24 protein-coding genes are annotated in these 24,063 nt (G+C 41.4%); 5 read left to right on the top strand and 19 right to left on the bottom strand.

All coding sequences use genetic code 11. From position 1 onward, the window contains the following. The first annotated feature begins 1 nt into the window (after position 1). The 3 genes from N480_RS02965 to hupB all read left to right on the top strand — a co-directional run bounded on the left by N480_RS02965 (position 2) and on the right by hupB (position 2,180). The gene (locus N480_RS02965) at positions 2-1,264 is read left to right on the top strand and encodes an SAM-dependent methyltransferase (RefSeq protein WP_063371038.1); all 1,263 of its coding nucleotides are present in this window, start codon (positions 2-4) and stop codon (positions 1,262-1,264) included. Continuing rightward, complete coding sequence (locus tag N480_RS02960) at positions 1,236-1,766, top strand: DUF2878 domain-containing protein (RefSeq protein ID WP_063371037.1); 531 nt, start codon at positions 1,236-1,238, stop codon at positions 1,764-1,766. Before N480_RS02965 ends, N480_RS02960 begins: the two co-directional genes overlap by 29 nt. A gap of 138 nt (positions 1,767-1,904) precedes the next feature. Then, positions 1,905-2,180, top strand: coding sequence for a nucleoid-associated protein HU-beta (gene hupB, locus N480_RS02955; RefSeq protein WP_063356261.1), 276 nt, complete (start codon positions 1,905-1,907; stop codon positions 2,178-2,180). A 78-nt stretch (positions 2,181-2,258) separates the two neighbouring features. Here the strand turns inward: hupB and ilvN are convergent, their stop codons facing one another. The 8 genes from ilvN to N480_RS02915 form a co-directional block, all read right to left on the bottom strand. Then, the gene (ilvN, locus tag N480_RS02950; RefSeq protein ID WP_063371036.1) at positions 2,259-2,756 is read right to left on the bottom strand and encodes an acetolactate synthase small subunit; all 498 of its coding nucleotides are present in this window, start codon (positions 2,754-2,756) and stop codon (positions 2,259-2,261) included. Further along, positions 2,756-4,477: an acetolactate synthase 3 large subunit gene (locus tag N480_RS02945; RefSeq protein WP_063371035.1), complete on the bottom strand. Its 1,722-nt coding sequence runs from the start codon at positions 4,475-4,477 to the stop codon at positions 2,756-2,758. The genes ilvN and N480_RS02945 overlap by 1 nt, the downstream gene beginning before the upstream one ends. Positions 4,478-4,963: 486 nt before the next feature. Continuing rightward, positions 4,964-5,971: an isocitrate dehydrogenase gene (locus N480_RS02940; protein WP_063371034.1), complete on the bottom strand. Its 1,008-nt coding sequence runs from the start codon at positions 5,969-5,971 to the stop codon at positions 4,964-4,966. A gap of 201 nt (positions 5,972-6,172) precedes the next feature. Then, entirely contained in the window at positions 6,173-7,861 is a 1,689-nt protein-coding gene (locus N480_RS02935; RefSeq protein WP_063371033.1) for a hypothetical protein, read from the bottom strand. Beyond that, positions 7,848-8,246 carry a DUF3192 domain-containing protein gene (locus N480_RS02930; RefSeq protein ID WP_063371032.1) on the bottom strand — a complete coding sequence of 133 codons (399 nt, stop codon included), beginning with the start codon at positions 8,244-8,246 and terminating at the stop codon, positions 7,848-7,850. The genes N480_RS02935 and N480_RS02930 overlap by 14 nt, the downstream gene beginning before the upstream one ends. A 75-nt stretch (positions 8,247-8,321) precedes the next feature. Then, on the bottom strand, positions 8,322-9,092 hold the full coding sequence (gene xni, locus N480_RS02925) for a flap endonuclease Xni (RefSeq protein WP_063371031.1): 771 nt from the start codon (positions 9,090-9,092) through the stop codon (positions 8,322-8,324). A gap of 127 nt (positions 9,093-9,219) precedes the next feature. Next, positions 9,220-10,563, bottom strand: coding sequence for a nucleotide 5'-monophosphate nucleosidase PpnN (ppnN, locus tag N480_RS02920; RefSeq protein WP_063371030.1), 1,344 nt, complete (start codon positions 10,561-10,563; stop codon positions 9,220-9,222). A gap of 15 nt (positions 10,564-10,578) precedes the next feature. After that, positions 10,579-12,111 carry a GGDEF domain-containing protein gene (locus tag N480_RS02915; RefSeq protein WP_063371029.1) on the bottom strand — a complete coding sequence of 511 codons (1,533 nt, stop codon included), beginning with the start codon at positions 12,109-12,111 and terminating at the stop codon, positions 10,579-10,581. A gap of 176 nt (positions 12,112-12,287) precedes the next feature. On the opposite strand from N480_RS02915, the gene N480_RS02910 reads away from it, so the two are divergent. Then, positions 12,288-14,069, top strand: a complete 1,782-nt coding sequence (locus N480_RS02910; protein WP_063371225.1) for a M61 family metallopeptidase — start codon at positions 12,288-12,290, stop codon at positions 14,067-14,069. Positions 14,070-14,140: 71 nt separating this feature from the next. On the opposite strand, the gene N480_RS02905 is transcribed toward N480_RS02910, so the two are convergent. The 11 genes from N480_RS02905 to hisG form a co-directional block, all read right to left on the bottom strand. Next, a complete protein-coding gene (locus tag N480_RS02905; protein ID WP_063371028.1) occupies positions 14,141-14,692 on the bottom strand; it encodes a YkvA family protein in 552 nt (183 codons plus the stop codon). Positions 14,693-15,114: 422 nt separating this feature from the next. After that, positions 15,115-15,879: a glycosyltransferase family 25 protein gene (locus tag N480_RS02900; RefSeq protein ID WP_063371027.1), complete on the bottom strand. Its 765-nt coding sequence runs from the start codon at positions 15,877-15,879 to the stop codon at positions 15,115-15,117. Between the two features lies 1 nt (position 15,880). Next, positions 15,881-16,378, bottom strand: a complete 498-nt coding sequence (locus N480_RS02895) for a hypothetical protein (protein WP_063371026.1) — start codon at positions 16,376-16,378, stop codon at positions 15,881-15,883. 58 nt (positions 16,379-16,436) lie between these two features. Continuing rightward, positions 16,437-17,048, bottom strand: a complete 612-nt coding sequence (hisIE, locus tag N480_RS02890; RefSeq protein WP_063371025.1) for a bifunctional phosphoribosyl-AMP cyclohydrolase/phosphoribosyl-ATP diphosphatase HisIE — start codon at positions 17,046-17,048, stop codon at positions 16,437-16,439. Beyond that, positions 17,039-17,818: an imidazole glycerol phosphate synthase subunit HisF gene (hisF, locus tag N480_RS02885; protein ID WP_063371024.1), complete on the bottom strand. Its 780-nt coding sequence runs from the start codon at positions 17,816-17,818 to the stop codon at positions 17,039-17,041. The genes hisIE and hisF overlap by 10 nt, the downstream gene beginning before the upstream one ends. Next, positions 17,800-18,534, bottom strand: a complete 735-nt coding sequence (locus N480_RS02880) for a 1-(5-phosphoribosyl)-5-[(5-phosphoribosylamino)methylideneamino] imidazole-4-carboxamide isomerase (RefSeq protein WP_063371023.1) — start codon at positions 18,532-18,534, stop codon at positions 17,800-17,802. The genes hisF and N480_RS02880 overlap by 19 nt, the downstream gene beginning before the upstream one ends. A gap of 12 nt (positions 18,535-18,546) precedes the next feature. Then, complete coding sequence (gene hisH / locus N480_RS02875) at positions 18,547-19,137, bottom strand: imidazole glycerol phosphate synthase subunit HisH (protein WP_063371022.1); 591 nt, start codon at positions 19,135-19,137, stop codon at positions 18,547-18,549. Further along, on the bottom strand, positions 19,134-20,195 hold the full coding sequence (gene hisB, locus N480_RS02870; protein WP_063371021.1) for a bifunctional histidinol-phosphatase/imidazoleglycerol-phosphate dehydratase HisB: 1,062 nt from the start codon (positions 20,193-20,195) through the stop codon (positions 19,134-19,136). Before hisB ends, hisH begins: the two co-directional genes overlap by 4 nt. A gap of 14 nt (positions 20,196-20,209) precedes the next feature. Beyond that, positions 20,210-21,259, bottom strand: coding sequence for a histidinol-phosphate transaminase (gene hisC / locus N480_RS02865; protein ID WP_063371020.1), 1,050 nt, complete (start codon positions 21,257-21,259; stop codon positions 20,210-20,212). Continuing rightward, the gene (gene hisD, locus N480_RS02860; protein WP_063371019.1) at positions 21,259-22,554 is read right to left on the bottom strand and encodes a histidinol dehydrogenase; all 1,296 of its coding nucleotides are present in this window, start codon (positions 22,552-22,554) and stop codon (positions 21,259-21,261) included. The genes hisC and hisD overlap by 1 nt, the downstream gene beginning before the upstream one ends. Positions 22,555-22,557: 3 nt before the next feature. After that, positions 22,558-23,457, bottom strand: coding sequence for an ATP phosphoribosyltransferase (gene hisG, locus N480_RS02855; RefSeq protein ID WP_063371018.1), 900 nt, complete (start codon positions 23,455-23,457; stop codon positions 22,558-22,560). A 346-nt stretch (positions 23,458-23,803) separates the two neighbouring features. Between hisG and N480_RS02850 the strand changes: the two genes are divergently transcribed. Beyond that, positions 23,804-24,034, top strand: a complete 231-nt coding sequence (locus N480_RS02850; RefSeq protein WP_063371017.1) for a hypothetical protein — start codon at positions 23,804-23,806, stop codon at positions 24,032-24,034. Positions 24,035-24,063 lie beyond the last annotated feature (29 nt).

Here is a 24,063-nt window from a genome sequence, read left to right as displayed (position 1 = left end):
GATGGAAAAAACGACACAACCCTATAGTGATGTAACCGACAGCTGGACCAGTAAAGTTTGTAAGAAGCTTGTATTAACGGCGCTGGATCAGATCACTTGGGGGCATATTAAACTTATAGACGGCTCACAAGAATACAGTTTTGGCGTTCATAGCAGTGACCAATCAGTGACCATAAATGTGCTTTCGCAGCAAATGTATTCTAAATTTGCACTAGGGGGAAGCGTGGGCGCGGGGGAGTCCTACATTTTAGGGTTTTGGGAGTGTTCAGACCTGACCAAATTGATCGAAATATTCGTTGTCAATCAAGACGTGTTAGATAAATTCGAAAAGAAATTTGCGTTGTTGTCTGGCTTGATGAACAAAGTTACGCATTTTAGAAATCGTAATACCAAAGCAGGGTCGAAGAAAAATATTGTGGCGCACTACGACCTAGGCAACGACCTCTACAGTGCTTTTTTAAGCGAGGAGATGCTTTATTCGAGCGCCGTTTATCCAACCCACAATGCATCTCTTGAAGATGCACAAAACCACAAGCTCAAGCAGATCTGCGAGCAAGTAGACCTGCAAGCAGGAGATCACGTAATCGAGATTGGCACTGGGTGGGGAGCTTTCGCAATTTATGCTGCACAAAATTATGGTTGCAAGGTGACAACGACAACGATTTCTGAAGAACAATACGCTTTCGTAAAAGAAAAAATTGACAAACTAGGGCTACAAAACCAAATCACGTTATTGAAGGATGATTATAGGGAGCTAAACGGTCGCTTTGACAAGTTGGTATCAATTGAGATGATTGAGGCTGTTGGGCATGAGTATCTAAGCGGCTTCTTCGAAAAGTGCAGTACATTATTAAAACCTAATGGCGTGATGCTAATACAAGCTATAACCATCGCATGCCAGAGATATCAACACTACTTAAAAAACTCTGACTTCATTCAGCAATATATATTCCCTGGTGGGTGTCTTCCATCAGTGACAGAAATGAGCAAGCAAATCTGTAATAACACGGATATGGTAGTGCACTCCATTAAAGATATCGGTTTACATTATGCTAAAACCTTGTATGACTGGCGGGTACGTTTCAATCGAGCATGGCCATCCCTCAATAATAAAAAGTTCGATCAGCGCTTTTACAGGCTTTGGGAATTTTATTTGTGTTACTGCGAAGGTGGATTTAAGCAAAGAGCGACCAGTGCAGTACATTTAGTAGCTAGAAAGCCTAGGCATTTGAACAATGATGAGACGGCATTCTGTAATTATTAACTTTTTAGTGTTTCAAATCGCTTGGTTCGCGGTTTTTTTCCTGAAACATCAGGCAATACCTGTGTTGCTGCTCGCGATTGTCATTATGGTTGTGATGAGCCGAGACAGAAAAAGCGACAGCTTATTTGTTTTTTATGGGTTGGGTATTGGCTTGATGGTCGAGGTTATTGCAATTAGCACAAACGTGATTAGTTACGTAGGCGCTACCATACCTATATGGCTTATATTGCTGTGGTGTACGCTACTTTTTAGTTTTAGGGAATCTATGGCTAAATTGTTTACTTTATCACTCAAGGTCCGTGTTCCACTGATCTGGTTGGGAGCCCCAGGGAGCTATTACGCTGGGCAACAAGCAGACCTTTTGATGACCGCAAACCCGACATTATACTTTTGGTTAGTTTACGGCGGTCTTTGGTATTGTGGATTTGAAGGATTAAGGTGGCTTAACAGTCATCCTAAATTAAAACGCAAAATCGGTACGGGTGGCGTTTTAGGTACCTAAATTAGCTAAATCCGCGCAATATAAGGACAAACAGAGCGAAATAATTGGCCTATACGTGAATTTGCACTTGCACAAAGGGCAAAAATGGATAAACATAGAATTCGCTCCGGCAGAAAATAAAAATATAGGAATTTTATAATGAACAAAGCTCAACTAGTTGAAAAGATAGCGAACGACGCTGATATCTCTAAAACGGCAGCTGGCCGTGCATTAGATGCTTTAACTAGTGCTGTAACTGAAGCTCTAAAAGAAGGTGATTCAGTAGCACTAGTTGGTTTTGGTACTTTCTCTGTAAAAGAGCGTGCTGCACGTACTGGTCGTAACCCTCAAACAGGCGACGAGATCCAAATCCCTGCAGCAAATATCCCAACGTTCAAAGCGGGTAAAGGTCTTAAAGATCAAGTAAACCTTTAGTCGGTTTACATAGACTTCACGCAAAAGCATGTCGTCTACTAATAACGAAAAGAGAGCTTGAAGCTCTCTTTTTTGTTTTTAACTTCTTAACGCTTTATCCCCACGCCCTATTCCAACAGAGCCAGAACGGACTACCTCGATGAGGTCACTCTCGTGACACAGCATCTTTAAGAAATTCTCAATTTTGTCGCTACTACTTGTTAGCTGAAGCGTATAACTCTGTTTGCCCATATCAATAATCGTACCACCAAACACATCATTGACCCGTGTTATCGCGGCACGTGTTGATTCATTGCGCGCATACACTTTTACCATCAAAAGCTCTCGCTCAACATGACTAACTTCGGTTAAATCAAAAACTTTTAATACATCGACTAGCTTATTAACCTGTTTTGTAATTTGTTCTACGACACGGTCATCACCGTGTGTTGTAATTGTTATACGAGAAAGCGTTTTATCGTCTGTTGTTCCAACCGTTAAGCTGTCGATGTTATAAGCCCGCTGTGAGAACAAGCCCACAATGCGAGAGAGTGCGCCCGGTTCATTTTCTAGCAAGATAGATAGAATACGTTTCATTATGCTTTTACTCCTTTTTTCAACCACATCTCATCGATGGCACCGTGCTTAATTTGCATAGGGTAGACATGCTCGCTCTCATCTACTCTAATATCGAGGAAGACGAGTCGGTCATTGATTGAAAATGCTTTTTGCAGCGCATCATCTAATTCATCTGGGTGATCAACTCGTATACCGACGTGGCCATAACTTTCAGCTAGAGCGACAAAATCGGGGAGTGATTCCATATAAGAGCTTGAATGTCTTCCATCATAAAGCATATCTTGCCATTGGCGTACCATCCCAAGCGAGCGATTATTCAGTGACACAACTTTGACGTTAAGACCATACTGTAAACAGGTCGACAGCTCTTGGATGTTCATTTGTATAGAGCCGTCACCAGTAACGCATACAACCTCATTGTCAGGAAATGCGACTTTAACCCCCATGGCTGCTGGAAGGCCAAAGCCCATGGTTCCTAAGCCGCCGGAATTGATCCATTGGCGTGGATTTTTAAATGGATAATACTGCGCAGCAAACATCTGGTGTTGGCCTACATCAGAAGTAATGTATGCGTCACCATTGGTTATTTCATATAGCTTTTCAATAACTGTCTGAGGTTTTAGCTTGTCGGCTTCTCTATCATAATTTAAGCAGTCTTTCGCCCGCCAACTTGTTATTTCATTCCACCAAGCCTCTTGGGCGCTTCGGTCAATTGATGTATTACTGTGACTTATACCCTCAAGAATTTGTTCGATAACGATGTCCAAACAACCAACTACCGGAATGTGCGCTTGTATCGTTTTGGATATAGAAGTTGGGTCGACGTCTACATGTACAATTTTTGCGTTGGGGCAAAACTTAGTAACGTTATTTGTGACTCGATCATCAAATCTAGCGCCAAGAGCCAATATTACATCTGCATTTGCCATTGCTTTATTTGCTTCAAGTGAGCCATGCATACCAAGCATGCCAATAAAGTTAGGGTGGCTACCGCTGATCCCACCTAAGCCCATTAATGTGTTGGTGATAGGGGCGTTGAGCTTTTCTACCAACTCTGTCAGTTTGTCTGAGGTATTTGACAGAATAATGCCGCCGCCAGAGTATACAACGAGCTTTTTTGCGCTGAGGATAGTTTCAACCGCTTTTTTAATTTGTTTACCATGCCCTTTAGTACTTGGATTATACGTTCTCATCTCCAATTGTTGTGGCATGTGATACAGAAATTTTAGCTGTGGATTCAATACATCTTTAGGTAACTCGACGACAACTGGTCCAGGTCTGCCGGAGCTAGCTAGGTAAAATGCTTTGGCCAGTATTTGTGGTATGTCCTCTGCGCTTCGGCAATTGAAGCTGTGTTTTACGATAGGCCTTGAACAGCCAACAATATCTGTCTCTTGGAAAGCATCGTCACCAATTAAATTTGAGGGAACTTGGCCTGATAACACAACCATGGGTATTGAGTCCATATACGCAGTTGCGATACCCGTGATGCAGTTTGTTGCGCCAGGGCCAGATGTAGCTAGTACGACTCCGGTTTTACCTGTTGCTCGAGAATAGCCATCAGCCATGTGGGTTGCTGCCTGCTCATGGCGAACTAAAATATGCTCGATGTCTGTTTGTTCAAAAAGTGCGTCGTAAAGGTCTAACACAGAACCGCCGGGATAACCGAAAATGAACTGTACATCCAAATCTTTTAGCGCCTTTACAACTAACTCGGAGCCATTATATTGCTCATTCATTACCTCATTCCTCAGTCAATTTAAATTTTGGCATAAAAAAACCCCGCATATGGCGGGGTCGATGAAAGCGTTCACTCACACAGGCCCCTATGGACTTTCAACCAAGACCACCACGAGGACAAGCTGTACGAGTTTTGAGAACGTCATTTCTATATCTACTTAATTAATCTAAACACCAGTTCATTTAAAGGCCAATTTGATTTTCTGTCAAGGCGTTCCAGTGAGATTACGCATAATATATCTATTATTCGCGTTGATAAATTTGAAATGTAGTATTTCAGTTTTTAAAAATTCACTTGTTTGCATAATCAAACCAAGGTTTTTGCTGTATTTATCGCAATAAAATTGGGGTTTAAAAGGGGGCAGTAAGTATTGCGTAGCGGAGTTAGGGGGTAGTTATGTAAAAAGAGGCTATTGAATAGTGGGGGTTGCTATGATGAAGGGAGTTGTAGCGAATAGCGCTTGGCGCTATTCGCTGAGCACTAATTAAAGGCGCTCAATCACAGCTTGTGTGAAGTCGGTAGTGCCGTGGTTTCCACCAAGATCACGTGTAGTACGGTCACCTGACTTGATAACGTCAGCTACAGCCTTACGAATACGCTCAGCTGTTTCGCCCATATCTAAGTACTCAAGCATTTGAATTGATGCCAAAATAACAGATGTTGGGTTAGCTAAGTTTTTACCTGCGATGTCTGGTGCACTACCATGCACAGCTTCAAAGATAGCGGCATTTTCACCAATATTTGCACCCGGAGCCATACCTAAACCACCAACTAAACCTGCACATAGGTCAGAAATGATGTCACCGAATAAGTTTGTTGTTACTACAACATCAAATTCATCAGGGTTCATTACTAGCTTCATACAAGTCGCATCTACAATCATTTCCGCAGATTCGATTTCAGGGTAACGTTCGCCCACTTCACGCGCTACTTTCAAGAACAGGCCTGAAGTAGACTTTAAGATATTCGCTTTGTGTACCGCAGTTACTTTTTTACGGCCTTCACGTTGTGCTAGCTCGTATGCGAAAGTTACGATTTTCTCTGCACCTTCACGGGTGATTTTTGACATTGCTTCAGCTTCAGTACCATCTTCAGAAGTTACTTGGCCTAGACCTGAGTACATGCCTTGTGTATTTTCACGAACGGTGATGATGTCGATATCATCGTAACGTGCCTGTGTACCTTCGAAAGATTTAACTGGACGTACATTTGCGTACAAACCAAATTGCTTTCTTAGTGTTACGTTGATTGAAGTGAAACCTTCGCCAACAGGCGTTGTTAAAGGACCTTTTAAGGTAAGCTTGTTACGCTCAATAGCTTCAAGAGTTGCTGGTGGAAGTAATTCACCTGTTTTTTCTAGGGCTGCAAGACCTGCATCTACATATTCGTATTCAAAGTCACAACCTGCAGCATTCAAGATCTCAATAGCTGAATCAATAATGCTTGGACCAATACCATCGCCTCGAATAACAGTAACTGTTTGCTTAGCCATTTAGTTTTCCTTTATCAAAATAAATTGCACACACCTAATAGAAGGACCACCTTATTGTAGTCAATGAAATAAAAAGTGTGTTATCGCTTGAAAAATTAAGCGCGTTTTATAGCAATTTATTCATCCTTATTCCAGTAAGGAATGATAAATGGTCATAACTTAAAGTTATGTTTGTTATATCTTATATTTATAGAATAAATATTATTCAATAATACTGTGCATCGCGAGTGTTAGAATCGCTTCTTGGACTTCAGCCACATCAGACCAACCAAATTTGAGTACTTGCTCTTCTAAAACCGTCTTTTGCCATGCCGTCGGTTCAAAGCTCGCACTATTCCAGAACATAGCAAGTATTTTGACTGCAACAAATGTTTTTGCATCGTCACTTAAAGAATTGTGCTTTTCATGCTCTGAATTTTGAAATGCTTGGTGTGCTGGGCTATCGCCAAAGTGAGATTCAAAATACGTCTGTAATTTATGCTCATCGAAGTGAGGAAAGCCAAATAACCGAGATAATGAGTAAGGCTTCGCATCGTCTGTTTCTTTTTCAGTATAGGTAAACCTTTTGATATCAATATCATGATGTTTAAGCATAAAGGCAACAACAGCACTTATTGGAGAAAGAATGCTTTCAAATTCTTGCCCATAAGCACGTTTAATCAAAGTTGCGAGTATTAGGGAGATTTGTTGATATTTGTGCCAAACATCCTGTGCGAAAGGGTGGCGAAGTTGAGAAATTACCTGTTCTATTAATACGCGCTGACACAGTAATGTGGCGGTATCTAGCCCGACCATTGTCAAACTATGCCGAATGTTGGCTCCTTTTTGGGCTTCTCTGTTATAAAGCTTAGCGGCCTGTGTGAGCGCTTCTTCAATATGGGGAAATGGCGCGATGGTTTTTTCAATTGCCCTAAAGCTTCCAAAACTGCCTGTGTTAAGCTTTTCTATCACTGCAAAGGTATTGTCAAAGTTAGACTCCTTTGCGCCAATAGAAGGAAGATCGATATGGCTCCAAACTTTGTACAAGAGTTGCTTATCGGTTGTGGCAATTTGGTTAAATTCGAATTTGTATGGCTTTTGGGTTTTAATTAGTTTAGTAAGCTTATTGTTTTTTATTGTACATAAAACTTGTTGGTCGTTTTTGAGAAGTAATACTGCGGTATCACCTTCATAGATTGTAGAAGAGCCTACAGGCAACAAGCTGAACTGTTCGACCATTTTGTATAATGAGTTACGTACAAATTCATCCGTATTGGTTAGATATAAACGCTTGATAGTGAGGCTCAGCGCATTGCGCTTGCAGCCTTTCTTTGCAATAGCAAAAGCCACAATCTGGGCGATTGCGACTATAAGGGTTGTATTATCGTATAGTGGGGTGTGGTTTTTACTGCGCAATGTTTCGCAATACGGCTGAAGCCTTGCGAGAACACGTGCAGCCTGCTTGTTGATAGAACCACCGTGTTCAAGCACTTTTACAGCAAGTTGATAGCGAATTTTCCATAGCTTTTTACCCTGTTCACTAAGGGGGAGACCCTTCTGTAATTTGTCGTTTTCATTCTTAATACAAATAAAACTTGCTATGCAGGCAACAAGTAACTCTTGCTGAATTTTGGAAGAGTAGCCTTGGCCCTCAGATATCATACAAACCAAAATACATTTTTTGACAACCAAGTTGGTGGTCGGGGAATACTCTTCAAAATAAAATGATAGGTAGCTGTGTAGCGCATTGGGCGCGACTTTATAGGCCTCTCTGTAAAGCTGTGCCAGTTCTGCCAACGTAGGGAAAATACTGGGCCATTTATTCTTGTTATAATAGAGTCTGAGCACTATCTCCGTTTTCTGAATGAGTTCGAAAAGTTGCTTTGATACTTCGTGATTAGTTTGTGACATTATTAAGTGCTTTCTCGTACGCTACAATGGCACCTGCTCCCCACAACATGAGCTGACCATTCTTAAACAACATCCCGGTGCATTCGTCTTGCGTCGTTATACCATCAGGCTTCATTAATTGTGTCCGGTAAAAAACGATTTGATACACGTCTTTATCATCAGACTTAACATAGGTTAGGTCCGGACTGCCTAAATTGTCTAATACAGTGTTTAATTCCATCTCTGCATTCGGTTTTAACTTGCTTATAAACCGTTTATTGAAGGCTTCTCTATCTTTCCATACCATTGCCCGCGGATCGTCTTTATAAAAATTGATGACAAGAAAAACGATCCCAGCATAAACAGCCAAGCCTAGAAAAATATATTGTAGAACTTTTTTAATCATTTAATTCACCTGAGAACAGCCAAAATAGCCTAACCCAAGCGTTTGGCCATAACAACCGATTTGCGTTTAATGCAATTAGGTCAACCTTAGCTGACTTAGATTAAAGCCCATTTCAATATCTGTTCGCAGTGCAACCAATACTTTGCTGAGTACAAAGTTGTCCATGTCTGTCTCTAATTTTTTTCTTACGCTTTCTTTCAAAGTTGCGCTTTGAAGTGCTTCTTCTACTGAACCGTATTGTGACAGAACTTCTAATGCCGTTTTTTTCCCAATGCCTTTAACACCTGGTATATCATTGGTTTTGTCACCCATCAGCCCCCAATAGTCATGCAGCTTATCCTTGGCGATAGTAAATTTAGACTCCACATCTTCTTCATTTATGTACTGCTGTTTAAAGTAATCATAAACTTGAATATTCAGATCTAACATCGGCAAAAAGCCTTTGTCTGTAGATACAATGGTTGCCTGTACATTATGCTGTGCTGATTTATGAGCAAGCGTAGCAATTATATCATCAGCTTCGTCTTGCTGTGGAAAGTAAGCCTTAACGCCATTGTCATTGAAACCTTGAGAGACCATTTCTAAGTTACTTTTAAGCGTTGCAGGCATTGGCTTTCGGTTGGCTTTGTAGTCAGCATACAAGTGATAACGCCAACTTTTATCCCCATCAAAAACCGCTATGGCATGGGTTGCTTGCGTGGCTTTTAATAACTTACGTGTCGCATTCTTTACCCGATGAAGGCAGCTCTTAATAATTTGCTCGTCAGTTAATCCAGCCTGTTCACAATCAACGGCATAAATTCGCCGGATTAAATTAAGTGCATCTATTAAAAGTAATTGAGCCATATAAAAATTAAAAAAGTAAATGGGTTAGACATTAGCGCATTGTACCAGAGGGGGGAAGGGAGTTCATCGTTCCTCTGGTACATGGACTAAAATTTATGAAATTAAATCAATGTAGTATCGGTGTTGGTTATGATTCAATTTTGTAACAAGGTTCATACTTGCTACCTGGCAGTTTCATTCGACCCTGCGAGACAAACGCGCGAAGTAACTTGTCCATGTCCTTCATCAGAGACTTGTCTCCATCCAAAATATATGGGCCAAACTCTTTGATTGCTTTAACGCCGTTATCTTTCACATTACCGGCAACAATACCTGAAAATGCTCTGCGCAGATTTGCTGCAAGTATTTCCTTAGGCTGGTCAAGGTGCAAATCCAACGATGCCATATTTTCATGAGTTGGTTCAAAGGGCATTTGAAATGGGGCCTCTATTTTAAGAGTCCAGTTGAAGTAGTAGGCGTCACCTTCTGATTTACGATACTCTCGTACCGCCGGCATTTCATTTTTAATGGTCTGTGCGACTAACTCAGGGTTATCAATGATAATGCTGAATTTGCTAAGAGCTTCTTTGCCTAATGTTTTTTCAACGAATTTCGCTATTTCATCAAAGTAAGCTGCGCTTGAGGCCGGGCCGGTGAGTATTACTGGTAAAACTTGTTTTTCATTGTCTGGATGCAGCAGTATCCCTAGCAAATACAGGAGCTCTTCTGACGTCCCCGCGCCGCCAGGAAATATAATGATTGCATGCGCCGTTCTAACAAAAGCTTCTAATCGCTTTTCGATATCAGGTAGGATCACCAACTCGTTTACAATAGGGTTAGGTGGCTCGGCCGCGATAATACTGGGTTCTGTCAAGCCTAAGTAACGGTTATTTGTAATTCTTTGCTTTGCATGGCCGATAGTTGCGCCCTTCATGGGGCCCTTCATTGCACCTGGTCCACAGCCTGTGCAAATATTCAGGCCTCTGAGGCCAAGCTGATAACCGACTTCTTTGGTGTATTTGTACTCAGGTTCATTAATAGAATGACCACCCCAGCATACAACCATATTCGGGTCGGTATTTACTTCCAACGCACCCGCATTTCTCAACATGTCAAAAACCATGTGAGTAATATTTTTTGTTTCTACTAGCTCTTCTTGATGCCTTTGACAAATGAAAAGGATGTCTCTAATAACAGAGAATATATGCTCATGGATACCACTTATAATCGTACCGTCAACAAAAGCTGACTCAGGTGGATTAGTAAGTTCGATTTTGATACCGCGCTCTCTTGCTACAAGCTTTACGTCAAAGTCTTCAAATTTTTTGTAAATTTCATAGCTTGAGTCAGTATGGCTGCCTACGTTCAGCACTGCTAAAACGCAGTTTCTAAAAAGTTTATATCGTTCAAAAGTGGATGATTGCTGCAACAAATCAACTTCTAGTTGCGATAATAGATTAAGAACACCTGTTGGGTTTAGCTGTACATGCATAGGCACTTCTCCTTTTTATTCTCTTAAGCAGAGCCTGTCTCTACCAGAGTTTTTAGCATCGTAGAGAGCATTATCTGCACGATCAAATGCGGTTAATGTGGTATCTCCTGATTTAAGTTGGGTTGCCCCTAAAGAAATTGTAATTTGTACTTCTTTCTCTTTGAATCTAAAAGGGATTGCCTTAACTGTATTTCTAATTTTCTCAAGGGGCGCTTTGGCCTCACTCAATGGCATTCCTGGCATCAACAAAACAAATTCTTCACCGCCATAACGGGCAATAAAGTCAGCCTTGCGAATTGATTTCTTTAACGCTCGAGCAATGACCTGCAAAGTTTTATCGCCGGCGCTATGGCCGTATTTGTCGTTAATGGATTTAAAGTGGTCAACATCAATAACAACTAAGGTGACATCGCCATTATGAACTTCAAAGAGATGAAATTCTTGGTTGTATCGGTCGTCAAATGCCGCTCGATTTGGCAATTTGGTTAGGCCGTCTAGTAGACTCTTGAATTTTTGTTCATTGAGACGCTTTTTATAGTTCGTTACCTTAGACTCTAAAACATTGATCCGATCATTAATCTTGTCAAAGCTATCAAGCAAGGTTTCTTTGTCTTTACGCTCAATATTCTCACGCTCGATTAAATCTTTGCTGAGTTCTTTAAGCTCATTATCCACCAGTAACTTAAGTTCTGAGATGGAAGTCGCTTGTTGCGTCTGTACATTAAGCTTAGTGATTTTTTCTTCAATACGCTTATTTAAAGCCGACACTTCTTGATTGACTGACTTAGACTGATTTGTCGTCTCTACAATCGATTTGTGTAACTCTTCTAGTGTTTGGTTTAATGAAACTAAAAAGCCTTGTGCTGATTGTCTTTCTCGAGCAATGGATTTAGCGAAAATTCGTATGATGCTGACGGCATTCATGAGCAATGAATCAACCGAGTCGTCCGAAGATAAGTTTTGTTTAATTTGTTTGATTTGCTCAGAAACATCTTCTTCAAAGACGAGCTCATTAGTTAAAGCTAACAATTCCATGGCTAACTCTGGATTGCTGCTTGAAGATGAAAATTCAGGTGCCGCTTTTGCCTGCAATGTTTGCATATAAAACTGCAGTAGCTTATCTAGCAGAGGGACGTAGTCTACATTTGCTTTTATATTGTCCAACTCGTGATCAAGCAAATAACGCAACTTTCTTCTTGTATCATCAGGCAAGCCTTTGAGCTTTTGTAGCTGCTTACCGGCGCCTTGAATATGCCCTTTGAGTGCTCGCTCATTAGACTCGTTAATTGATTCTTGTTGCTTTAACTGAGAAATCGCATTTTCTATAACCGGTGTAATTTGCTCTAACTCAGTGCCTTTGGAGAGGGCGCTTCTAAATTTAGCAAGTTGATTATCCAAAGCGACATCTTGCCCTCTGCAACCAAAGGACAACTTACTTGCAAAGTCGCATAACATGGTAACTTGGGTTTTCTTCGCTTCTTCTAAGGCTTTTCTCGCTGAAATAGCTTGAGACAGTTTTTTTTCAAGTAGCACAGTTTTATCAGTCACAAAAGTCCAACATCTTTTTTTAACTATATCACTAGCAAGTTTACAACAAATTACTGAAAAATGTGGAAGAAATTATTTTACAGTCTGGCTTTTTATTGTGTTGGTTCAACGTTTTTAATGGCGTTCGCGCTCCCAGTTTTGCTAATTTTAAGAAAACTCATGGATTTTTAATAAATATGAAAACAAAACTTTCCCTACTGACTTTAGCTTTGGCGAGTCATTTTTCATTTGCAGATGTTCAGTACCGTTTGTCAATTTCTGAGCCCGAGCATCACCTTGGGGATGTAGACATCACTTTTCCTAAATCAGCACAGGCCCATTTAGATATTCAGCTACCTGATTGGCGAACTGGTCGTTATGAAATTTTAGATATGGCCAACGGGATCCGTTTTTTTGACGCGCAGGACAAGCAAGGTAACGCACTGAAATGGAATAAAATAGATAAAAACACGTGGCGTGTACATTTAGACAAACCGACAGAAATTTCTGTGTCTTACCAAGTGTATGCAAATGAATTGGCTATGCGCTCTCGGCATATTGACGACACGCATGCATTCATTGATGCATCTGGCTTTTTTATGTTCAGCGATTCATTTAGACAAGAGCCTATAACGGTAGAATTGGATGTGCCGAAGCAATGGCGCTCTGTTTCAGGTATGCACTTTGCTGATTCAAAGCATAGTTTTAAAGCTGACAATTATGACATTCTGTTAGACTCTCCAATTGAAACTGGTATTAACGAGCTTCATCAGTTTTCGGTCGACGGACGTAACTACGAATTAGTGATTTGGGGGGAGGGTAACTACGATGTCGATTTGATGTTGGCAGATCTAAAAAAGCTCGTGAAAACAGGAAGTTTAATTTGGCATGATTACCCTTACGATAGATACGTGTTCATGGTCCATGCAACAAGCGGTGCTCGAGGTGCGACAGAGCATTTGAATTCGACAATTATTCAGCGCCACCGTGACCGTTTTGGTTCAAGAAGCGATTACCTTGGGTTTATTTCAACTGCTGCACACGAGTTTATTCACACATGGAATGTCAAAAATTACCGTCCATCTGGTCTTGTTCCATACGATTATGTGGCCATCAATTATTCAGAGTTGTTATGGTTGGTTGAAGGGTCAACAAGCTATTTAGAGGATTACCTATTACTAAGTGCAGGAATAACGACCAATCAAGAGTTTTACCAAGGATTAACGAGAACCGTAAATCGCCATATGCAAACGCCTGGGCGAAAAGTACAGTCAGTTGCCCATACCAGCTTTGATAAATGGATCAATCAAGGTGGAGACCATGGCAAAAACTATAGCACGAATATCTATTCTGAAGGCGCGCTTGTGTCAATGGCTTTGGACATTGATCTAATTGATAAAAGTAACGGCGAAGTAAGTTATCGTGACGTACACGCAGAACTTTATAAACAACACAAATTACCCAAGTCTTTTGATACAGATGATGTGAAACGTATCCTAAAAGAAATCAGTGGACGCGATTATTCAAAGTGGTGGTCTGAATACGTAGATGGCCCAGCGATTTTAGATTTTGACAGTCTTTTTAATAAAGTAGGCCTTGAATACGTGTATCCGGCAGGCACTACTGAAGTGGCTAAATTTGATGGTACATCGAAAAGTGCAGGCCAACTTCTCGAATTAACCCATGTCGCGCGAGAAGGAAATGCATGGGCTGCTGGCTTGACGGCTGGAGACAAAATTGTTGCTATCAATAAGCATCAAGTTAGAAAGGACATGGCGACAACACTGTCCATGTTTAAAGCTGAAGACGTCGTGACGGTAGACTTTATCCGTCGACATAAGCTCATGTCAGTAGAACTTAAACTTGGCAAAGGGTATAACCGCAGTAAGGTAATAAGAGCATTAAAAGCACCTTCAAAAAGGCAAGCGAAGCTATATCGAGCTTGGACCGGTGTTGAGCACCCAAACGCTAGTAAATAAAGTCAAAAAGGGCGCTAAAAGCGCCCTTTTTTGTTTAACAAGTTTCGACTTGCATAGATTGACCACTCACATTACATAATTCGTGAGAAGAAACGTGAACTTTTAGCACCTGATCTATTGCGGCGCATTGAAGAGCGGATCTGCGCACGAGTACTCGCCAACCAGCTCTCTCTGTTGACCTTTGCGTGCTCACCACGCCTAGCTTCTTCGGTTGCCCTGAAACCACAAAATTCTCTATATGCTTTTAAATCTAGGGATAAATCCTGCAGCACAAGCTCAATCATAATTGCATCGTCAATATAACCAAGGACAGGTACGTTATCTGGAACAATGTCTTCTGGTTCGCCAAAATAAGCTAGAGACAACATAATCTCTTTCTTTTCATCTTCTGGCATTTGCCATTCTTCGTCTTGAACCGCATCGATAAGTGCTGATAGAGACATCATACGCGTACGAACGAATTCAGGAACGTTTGTTCCTTCCATTTGATCAACCAATTCACGCGCTTTATTGATGATTTCTTCATCACTTAAGTGGGTGCTACGCTCGATAGCAGATTGCATCATTGAGCGAAAGTGTTCTAAATCGATATCGGTTAATTCAAAGTTTACTTGGATGGACATTATGTTCTCCCTTATGCACTTGTTTCTTTTTATATCCAGTAGGTCGCTAAAATAAATGTATGAAATACCTACTTTAGTGACGTCACTATGCCATTAAAACTACACTAAATTAAGCATAAAGTTACAATAATTGAAAAAAAGTCAAAAATTGGTTGAATTACACTCAGGCACATAAAAATATTAGTATACTTGTGTATTTAAACAACTTATTACAGAACCTTTTGATTATTATAGGGTTATTATTTATAACTAAAAAGCCGCTTGAATAAGGCGTTAACAAAGGTTAACACGCTATCAGGCTAGATTACCGGTTTGTCTGAGTTTAGTTAAGACACGAACAGTGCGGTTTATGGGCTATGCCAATATACCAGCTTACCTGAAAGCTGTTAGGGGTGAGAGTGAGAAAAGAAAAAGCACTCCAGTTAGAGTGCTTTTTTAAGTTCGGTGATAACTTGTTTTGTATGCTTTTTATTTTGTATCTTTTCGCAAATCTGCAGTTTTTTCCTTTGCCAAAAGCGTTTTTTAATTTTTGATTTGCCTGTGGCTGCTGCGATATCGCTTTCAAACTCTAAGTCTTGTTCAATGTAGTATGGCATCATTGAGTAAACAGGGACTTTCGTTTCCCAAATGTGCTGAATATCGGTGTCAACAGGTCGACCAAACTGATCTGTTGCTTTAAGTAAAGCCTTGGCACCCTCTAAAGTGATTGCTTGAGCACAGCATCCAGTCATTGCTTTTTTATGTACAACGAGACTAAATTCTGAGTTCAAAGGGTGGCTAAACTCTATTGGCCTTTCTCGGTTTTCATAAGCTGCTAATTTTATCAATTGCCAGTCAAATTTTAGTGTTTGTAGTGTGTAAAACACACGCTTCAAATCTCCGACAATTCTAAAGTCATCTTCTAAAACAATTGCATAGTCAAGCTGCCTATCAACAATCGTTTGCCACGCTTTTCTATGACTGTAGTAACAACCAATTTCGCCTTTACCAAGCTCTCTATAGAAGCGTTCACGATTAAGCTGAGCGTTATAATGCTTGTTAATTTCAGAGTCGGGGAGCGATTTGCCATATACGCCAGAAATTCTTTCGAAAGTAATGTTTTGTTCTGCTAATCGCTTGGCGCTTTTCTCAAGACGATCTTCGCTTTGATCAAGGTTTATTAAAAATATAGGAGGTTGTGTGCTCATACTACTTAACAATTTCCAAACTGACAGCCCAAGGTTTTTTCTTATCTAGCGTGCTACCAAAATTCACTGCAACTTTTGTCTCAGAATGCTCGCTGGTAAAAGTTGAACGGCTGGTATCATCACCATAATGTTGTTTTTCAGTCCAGTCAGCACTTAAACAAGTTTTAAGCTGCTCATTCACTTGCTCAAATCTGACTAATGCTTCGGTTTTCCCTGCAAATGCTTTATTACATTCATAGGCCGTGTTTCCACTGGTGTATAAATTTATTTGGCAGCTATTTTTGAGTAAATGTGCTTTAGGTTGCCAACTCTTCATCAACTTGCCATTGATCTCACTGCCTTTTAAAATTGCAAAACCGTCATCAGCGCCAGAGATGAGGGCGTTGACTTTCTCACAATCAGTCATATTTTCAACTTTTTTCTGAACGTTACTTGGTAGCGAATTGCAGGCAGTCAGTGCAATAAAGCCAAGAGAGTATATTAGATGGCGAAAAACCATGGCAGCTTCCTTTTCGAATTTTCCCTAAGCATACCATGGTCATTTCTTCTGAGGTAGATTATTGGTGCCTTTTGGCCAATGTATCGACAACTTGCGACAAACTGATCTCACTACGTTGTAAAAGTACTAACAAGTGGTAAATTAAATCCGCAGACTCGTTAAGTAATTCCTCTTTGTCATGTTTCATAGCGGCCAGCGCAACTTCAACGCCTTCTTCACCGACTTTTTGACAGCTGCGACTCAAATCTTTTGCAAACAGCGAAGCTGTATAACTTTCGCTAGGGTCTGCGTTTTTCCGTTCTGATATGACCTTTTCGAGTGTGCCCAAAAATGCTAGCTCTGGTTTAGCATCCGCAAAGCAACTTTGCGTGCCTAAGTGGCAAGTTGGCCCAGCTGGCGTCGCCAACAAAAGAATACTATCAAAGTCACAATCTGTATGGGCTTCAACAAGGGTCAATACATTGTTAGATGACTCCCCCTTTGTCCAAAGCCTAGATTTAGAGCGGGAATAGAAGGTAACGAGCCCTTTTTCGAAGGTGGTCTGTAATGCCTCTTTATTCATAAAACCTTGCATTAGAATCACACCAGAGGCGTAGTCCTGTACGATTGCGGGAATGAGTTCCGCTTTTTCGAAATCGACTGAGTCAATATTTGATGGTGTTAGCTGCATAGTCTTGTCGCTACCTTATTATTTGCTAAATACTGTTTGAGTGTTGGTATCTGAATTACTTGCTTGTGAAACACACTAGCGGCAAGTGCGCCATCTACATTTGCTTGATTGAAAACCGCGGCAAAGTCCTCTATTTTGCCGGCTCCACCCGACGCGATAAGAGGAATGTCACACAGTGCTCTCATTTCTTGTAACTGATTTAAATCATAGCCTTTGCGTACGCCATCTTGATTCATACAGTTCAACACAATTTCACCGGCACCCAGCTCTTGTACTTTAGTTACCCACTCCTGTGTTTTGTATCGAGTTTGACTCGATGCATTTGGATCTCCGGTTAGTTGATAAACTAAATATTCACCGCTTTTTTCATCATAAAAGCTGTCAATGCCTACCACAACACATTGCTTCCCAAACTCATCATGTAACTCTTTTATAAGCTCAGGGCGCGCGATAGCCGGACTATTAATTGAAATTTTATCAGCGCCTTGCTCAAGTACTTTTGCAGCATCTTCAACAGACTTGATTCCACCAGCGACACAAAACGGAATATCAATATTTCTTGCAATATCTCTTACCCAATTTAAATCAAGCAGTCTTTTTTCGACACTCGCGCTAATTTCATAAAATACCAACTCATCAGCGCCTTGCTCACTATATAGTTTAGCGAGCTCGATTATGTCGCCTACCACTTCGTGTTGCTTAAACTTCACGCCCTTGACGACTTGGCCATTTTTTACGTCTAAACAGGGAATTATTCGCTTCGATAACATGCGATGGCCTCCTCAACAGTAAAAGCACCGTCTAATAATGATTTACCTAAAATAATGCCGCTCACCCCGATTTTGACTAGACGTTGAATGTCTTGCAACGAGCTTACGCCACCTGAAGCTTGAACCTTTGCTGCCGGATTATATTGAACAATTTGCTCGTAAAGCTCAAAGGAAGGTCCTGTCATAGTGCCGTCTTTGCTGATGTCCGTGCACAAAAAGTCATAAACCCCAATTTGTATATAAAAGTCAACTAGTTCGAATAGAGAAACTTCAGAGTCACTTAACCAGCCGTGAGTCGCAACGGACCAGCCGTTTTCGGTCTTGTTGACATCTAGTGCAATAACGAATCGCTCTGGTCCAAACTCTTCGATCCATTGTGCGAGTTGTTCTTTTTGATCAACCGCTAATGAACCAATGACAACTTGTCCTGCGCCGGCTTTTAGCCATTGTTTTATATCTTCATAGGAGCGAATGCCGCCGCCTACTTGATATGGCGTGTTCAACTGGCTTGTTGCTCCTTGTATTTGTAGCCATTGCTTTTTGTTTGGATCTCTTGCGCCTTCTAGGTCAACAAGGTGAAGCTTTATTGCACCAGACGCTTGGTACTCATGGAGCCGAGTTTGCAAGTCAAAAGGGTAAAACTGAGCCGTATCATATTTGCCTTGGTAAAGACGGACGATTTGACTATCTAAAACATCTAAAGCCGGAATAATCATTTTTTATCCTTATTAAACTTGCCATTGCATGAAATTATTTAATAGTTTTTCACCCACTTTGGCGCTCTTTTCTGGGTGAAATTGCATACCTGCATAATTGTCTCTGGCAACAATGGCTGAGAAGGGTTGACCATACTCACACTGTGCCAAGGTCGCGCTATTGACGGTATGTGCAAAGCTGTGAACAAAGTAGACTTGATCATCAGCATCAATACCTGAAGTTAAAGGGTGCGGTTTAACAGTTTTAATCGTATTCCACCCCATATGCGGGCTAGTGAGTTTACCCGTTTGCAATTGCGTAACCTGCCCGCTGACCATCCCCAGCCCTTCAATTTCGCCTTCTGCACTATATTCACATAACAGCTGCATACCTAGGCATATACCCATCAACGGTCTCTCATATTGTGCGATTGCGTCTTGCCAACCTTGTTCTACCAAGCGTCTCATCGCGACATTTGCGTGGCCAACTCCAGGTAATATTGCGCGATCAAAGCTGCTTAATTGGGAGGGGTCTGAGATAATCTCAGGGGTGACGCCTAGGCGTTCAAATGCAAACCTCACCGAATTAATATTTGCACAGCCGGTATTAATAATGGCTATCATAAACACCCCTTAGAGCTTGCTGTTTGTTGCGTTGCATCTTTGGCTATTGCCATTCTGAGTGCTCGTGAAAAAGCTTTGAATAGACCTTCAACTTGGTGGTGGCAATTCCCTTCAGAGACACTTAAAATCAAGCTTACCTGAGCATTATCAGCGAGTGATTTAAAAAAGTGCTCGACCATTTGTACATCTAAGTCACCCACCATGTCTCTGCTAAAGTTTGCGTTTAATACAAAAGACGCACGACCTGACAAGTCGAGCTGACACTCTGCTTTGCATTCATCCATTGGTAGGGCAAAGCCATACCGAGCTATTTGAGATTTGCTGCCAAGCGATTGCTTTATAACCTGTCCAAGCGCAATACCAACATCTTCTACAAGGTGGTGTTCATCTATGTGTAGGTCGCCGCTGGCTTTAACTTCTAAGCCAATGTTGGCGTGTGTTCGGATTTGGTCAAGCATGTGGTCAAAAAAGCCAAGTCCCGTACTAATTTCACCGTTAGCACTTTGATCTAAGTTAGCGGCGACAGATATTTGGGTTTCTTTGGTATTTCTGACTATCTTTGCTTCGCGATTTTGAGTCGTAAGCTTGGTAACAATTTGCGGCCAATTGTGCTCGTACAAAATGCCCTCTATGCATAAGTTTTTGGCAAGCTCAATATCTGTTTGACGATCACCAATGACATAAGAGCGTGATAAGTCTACTTTTCCAGAGCGCATGAGGTTTGTTAATAAACCAGTTTTAGGCTTACGGCAGTCACATTCGTCTTCGTCGAAGTGCGGGCAAATAAGGACTTCATCAAATTTGATCCCCTGAGAGGTAAATATACCCATCATCATGTTGTGTGGTGCGGCAAAATCTTCCTCAGGAAAGCTAGCAGTGCCAAGACCATCTTGGTTTGACACCATGACTAACTTGTAACCGGCATTTTGTAAAGCAAGCATTGCAGGGATCACATCAGGTAGAAGTGCTAATTTTTCTAAACTGTCGACTTGCTTATCTGTCACTGGCTCCTCAATCAAGGTGCCATCTCGGTCTATAAATAGATAGGGCGTACTCATTTTACTTCCTTAATTTACTCTGGTTGCTCAAGCCAGAGTCTGACTTGTTCTAGTTCTTGTTCACTACCAATGGAAATGCGTAACCAATTGTCTTCACCATACAAAGAAAATGGGCGCATGATGGTACCTTGTTGCATTGCGGTTTCGATAAAGCTTCTATCACTAAGTTGCAAAGTGACGAAGTTGCCTTCACCGCTCAATATTTGTGTGACTTTGGGTGAGTTACTGAGCAATGTTTTTAGACTGTCTTTGTTACGATTTAAAATCGAGACTTGGCGTCGCATTTGAGTCACCGAGTCAGTGTTCAGTGCTTGCTCCGCAATCATAGCCACCGCCGTAGACACAGGGTAGGGGGCAATTACTTTTCTGACTGGCGCCAATAGCTTAGTGTTTGCGAGTAAAAAACCCGTACGAAGACCCGCTAACGCAAACGCTTTCGATAGTGTTCTAAGTACAGCGATATTTTCGAAGTCTTGTAGCAAAGGGGCAGCACTTTGCTCAGGACAAAACTCGATATAAGCTTCATCTACAACAACTAATGCTCTACCAGATAAAGATTTAGCTAAAGCTGCAATTTTACTTGTAGGTGTTAGGCTACCGGTTGGGTTGTTTGGATTACAAATAAACACCAGTTTGGCACCGCCAATAGACGCGCAAATTTCACTTATATCAGCGTTTAACAGAAGGCTTTGACTGAGTTCGTTAATTGCAACATTTTGCGTATCCGCAGACACCTTGTACATGCCGTATGTAGGTGTAAAGATTGCTATGCTGTCTTTGCCTGACTCGCAGTAAGTGCGCATTAAAAGCTCTATCCCTTCATCAGCGCCGCGAGTCATTAGTACTTGCTCCGCATTTAGTTGCGCGTACTTGGCATATGCATTGATGACATTTTCTGGCTGTGGCTCTGGGTATCTATTTAAATTGCTTAGGCTGAGTTTAAATTCTTTTGCATAAGGGCTTTCATTGGCATTTAACCATGTTGTTCCTGTCAGCTTTTCGCTCTTGGCAGAGCTATATGCTTTTAATTCAGCTATGTTCTTCGGTAATAACGATTTTGACATTAGCTTTTCCCACCATTTAATCTTATTGCAACGGCGTTTGCGTGAGCGTCTAACCCTTCAGCTTCTGCTAAAGGTAGTATCGCTTTGCTAAGGCGGCTTAATCCATCTTTTGTAATTTCTTGCACTGTGTATGTTCTATAAAAGTCCATGAGGTTTAAGCTCGAATAAGTCTTGCTGTAGCCATAGGTGGGTAATACGTGATTAGTACCTGACGCATAGTCTCCAGCGGATTCAGGCGTGTAATCTCCAACAAACACTGAACCAGCGTTTTTCACTCTATCTAGGCAGTTATAGGCATCTTTGCACTGCAAAATTAAGTGTTCGGGGCCATACTCAGCGGATAACTCAAAAGCTTGTTCAATAGACTCAACCAAAATCAGCGAACTGTTTTTCATTGCCTTTTTTGCTGTCTCAGCGCGACTTAGAGATAGTAGTTGACGGCCAATTTCAGCATTTACTTCTTTTATAAACGTCTCATCATCACTTAGTAACAGCACTTGAGAGTCTGCGCCATGTTCTGCTTGAGATAAAAGGTCAGCTGCTGCAAATGCCGGGTTAGCACTTTTGTCAGCTATAACTAATACCTCTGATGGTCCTGCTGGCATATCTATGGCAAAGCCGGGTACCGATTGAGACAGGAGCTGCTTAGCCATGGTAACGTAGGCATTACCTGGCCCAAACACTTTGCTAACTTTAGGTACAGACTTTGTACCCAGCGCCATAGCAGCAATTACACCTGCGCCGCCGCTCTCGATAATCGTCTTTATTCCACATTTATAAGCGGCGTATAAAATGGCTGGGTGAATTGCTTCTTCCCCTTTTACAGGTGTAGCAAGCACAATCGTACGAGCGCCACTTAACTGTGCACAAACACCTTGCATCAACACTGAAGAAGGTAAAGGTGCACTCCCGCCCGGCACATAAATACCAACTGCATCAATCGCTTGATAACGTAATTCGCAAGTCACTCCTGGTTGTGTCTCAAGTTTCTTTGGTTGCGGTAATTGCATTGCATGAAACTTTCGAATGTTGTCATATGCTTGGTCTATGGCATACTTTAATTCATCACTCAGGCGTGATGCGCTTTGTTCAATTTCAGACGTTGGCACACTCAGTCGAGGACATTGTCTATCATCAAACTGTTGTGCAAGTTCCAAGAGCGCATCGTCTCCCGTGGACGCTACTTTTGAAATTATGGCTTCAACCGATGCTTGCACCTCAACCCCAGCACTAACCGCTGGGCGAGTTAGCGCTGCTTGTTTCGATAGCTTGTCGAGCTCGTTCCAAACCAGCATGAATCACTCCATCATTTTTTCGATTGGCATTACAAGAATGGAATTCGCACCTAACCCTTTGAGCTCTTCCATGGTTTCCCAGAACAAGGTTTCACTGCTGACCATGTGCAGTGCAACATAATCATCGCTACCAGCTAATGCGAGTAGTGTAGGCTGGCCAGTGCCTGGCAGTAATTCGCATACTTCGTCAAGCTTTGCTTTTGGAGCGTGTAACATGATGTATTTACTTTCTTTCGCTTGTCTAACTCCTTTTAGTCGAGGAAGGAGCTTATTAACGAGCGAGAGTTTAGAATCATCGTTTAAATTCGCGTTTTGGATAAGGCATGCGTTTGACTCCAAAATAGTCTCACCTTGCATCAAGCCATTTGCCTCAAGCGTTGCGCCAGTTGAGACAAGGTCGCAAATTGCATCAGCAAGGCCAGCTCGGGGAGCAACTTCTACAGAGCCAGTTAGCATTACGACGCTTGCGTCAATATTTTCTGCTTCGAGGTATTGCTTAAGAATTTCTGGGTAGGTTGTTGCGATACGTTTTCCGTTGAACCATGCTTTTGGCTGTTGGTCAAGCTCTTGTGGCCAAGCTAGGGCGAGCCTACAATAGCCAAAATCTAATTTAGAAAGCTTTTTAACTTCATTTGGTTGTCCAGCTCGTTTGCGCTCTGCTTGTGTTTCAACAAGCACGTTTTCACCAACGATACCTAGATCACATACGCCATCCATGACCAAGCCAGGAATATCATCATCTCGTACTCGAAGTACATCAATTGGCATATTTGTTGAGTGCGCGATTAAGCGTTGTTCACGTAAATTGAGCTTAATACCCAATTGTTTTAAAAGTGATTGGCAATCTTTTGATAAGCGGCCAGATTTTTGAATTGCGATACGTAAGCGTGTAGAAGTATTCATAATTTATTTTCCTAATATTAAAAACTAAAAACCCCGAGGGAACCTCAGGGCGAAAATAAATTTGAATTTGTTACTTGGTTCGCCGGAGGTTCCTTTTAGGAATAACCCACCAGCGAAATACCTGACAGGCTATCCCGATGTATGATGGTGATGATGTACAGCTGTCAGATTTAAAAGCATTGTGTTACCTACGATGTAAAAATTTATGTAATTCGATTAACTTTTTATAGATAATCATGAAAGCGGTAAAAAGAGCAAGAACTTTTTGATGTTAATTAAAGAATAAAATATATCAGCCGATAATAAGTATATAGGTCAATCACTTCTGAGGTGTGGGGGAGTCTTGATGGATGTTTTTAAACCATATATGGCACCTATAGTTAGGTTACAAGTTGCGCACAATGGCCCGTTTAAGATCGTAGGCGTTTTGGACAATAAGGCGGAAAAGATAAAGGGTAAGTCTTTAGCAAATCAAATTGATAGTGAGTTGAAAGACAAACGAGATTTGCCAGCAAACGACGATGATGAGGAAAGAAAAGATACTGATGAGCAAGAGCATTTAGATACTTGGGCGTAACTTGGTTTAAAAGCCCGAACATGAGTAGA

The organism is Pseudoalteromonas luteoviolacea S2607 (assembly GCF_001625575.1).
Taxonomy (GTDB): Bacteria; Pseudomonadota; Gammaproteobacteria; order Enterobacterales; family Alteromonadaceae; genus Pseudoalteromonas; species Pseudoalteromonas luteoviolacea_E.
This window is presented reverse-complemented; position numbering and strand designations above follow the sequence as displayed.

Excerpts from the sequence above, each read along its gene's own strand:
- N480_RS02880 (WP_063371023.1), bottom strand. The coding sequence starts at position 18,534 with ATGATTATTCCGGCTTTAGATGTTTTAGATAGTCAAATCGTCCGTCTT.
- ilvN (WP_063371036.1), bottom strand. The coding sequence starts at position 2,756 with ATGAAACGTATTCTATCTATCTTGCTAGAAAATGAACCGGGCGCACTC.
- N480_RS02960 (WP_063371037.1), top strand. The coding sequence starts at position 1,236 with ATGATGAGACGGCATTCTGTAATTATTAACTTTTTAGTGTTTCAAATC.
- hisG (WP_063371018.1), bottom strand. The coding sequence starts at position 23,457 with ATGAATACTTCTACACGCTTACGTATCGCAATTCAAAAATCTGGCCGC.
- hupB (WP_063356261.1), top strand. The coding sequence starts at position 1,905 with ATGAACAAAGCTCAACTAGTTGAAAAGATAGCGAACGACGCTGATATC.
- N480_RS02905 (WP_063371028.1), bottom strand. The coding sequence starts at position 14,692 with ATGTCCATCCAAGTAAACTTTGAATTAACCGATATCGATTTAGAACAC.
- hisB (WP_063371021.1), bottom strand. The coding sequence starts at position 20,195 with ATGAGTACGCCCTATCTATTTATAGACCGAGATGGCACCTTGATTGAG.
- N480_RS02965 (WP_063371038.1), top strand. The coding sequence starts at position 2 with ATGGAAAAAACGACACAACCCTATAGTGATGTAACCGACAGCTGGACC.
- N480_RS02945 (WP_063371035.1), bottom strand. The coding sequence starts at position 4,477 with ATGAATGAGCAATATAATGGCTCCGAGTTAGTTGTAAAGGCGCTAAAA.
- hisC (WP_063371020.1), bottom strand. The coding sequence starts at position 21,259 with ATGTCAAAATCGTTATTACCGAAGAACATAGCTGAATTAAAAGCATAT.
- hisF (WP_063371024.1), bottom strand. The coding sequence starts at position 17,818 with ATGTTATCGAAGCGAATAATTCCCTGTTTAGACGTAAAAAATGGCCAA.
- ppnN (WP_063371030.1), bottom strand. The coding sequence starts at position 10,563 with ATGCATGTACAGCTAAACCCAACAGGTGTTCTTAATCTATTATCGCAA.
- N480_RS02910 (WP_063371225.1), top strand. The coding sequence starts at position 12,288 with ATGAAAACAAAACTTTCCCTACTGACTTTAGCTTTGGCGAGTCATTTT.
- N480_RS02900 (WP_063371027.1), bottom strand. The coding sequence starts at position 15,879 with ATGAGCACACAACCTCCTATATTTTTAATAAACCTTGATCAAAGCGAA.
- N480_RS02850 (WP_063371017.1), top strand. The coding sequence starts at position 23,804 with ATGGATGTTTTTAAACCATATATGGCACCTATAGTTAGGTTACAAGTT.
- N480_RS02935 (WP_063371033.1), bottom strand. The coding sequence starts at position 7,861 with ATGTCACAAACTAATCACGAAGTATCAAAGCAACTTTTCGAACTCATT.
- N480_RS02930 (WP_063371032.1), bottom strand. The coding sequence starts at position 8,246 with ATGATTAAAAAAGTTCTACAATATATTTTTCTAGGCTTGGCTGTTTAT.
- hisD (WP_063371019.1), bottom strand. The coding sequence starts at position 22,554 with ATGCTGGTTTGGAACGAGCTCGACAAGCTATCGAAACAAGCAGCGCTA.
- N480_RS02895 (WP_063371026.1), bottom strand. The coding sequence starts at position 16,378 with ATGGTTTTTCGCCATCTAATATACTCTCTTGGCTTTATTGCACTGACT.
- hisIE (WP_063371025.1), bottom strand. The coding sequence starts at position 17,048 with ATGCAGCTAACACCATCAAATATTGACTCAGTCGATTTCGAAAAAGCG.
- hisH (WP_063371022.1), bottom strand. The coding sequence starts at position 19,137 with ATGATAGCCATTATTAATACCGGCTGTGCAAATATTAATTCGGTGAGG.
- N480_RS02940 (WP_063371034.1), bottom strand. The coding sequence starts at position 5,971 with ATGGCTAAGCAAACAGTTACTGTTATTCGAGGCGATGGTATTGGTCCA.
- xni (WP_063371031.1), bottom strand. The coding sequence starts at position 9,092 with ATGGCTCAATTACTTTTAATAGATGCACTTAATTTAATCCGGCGAATT.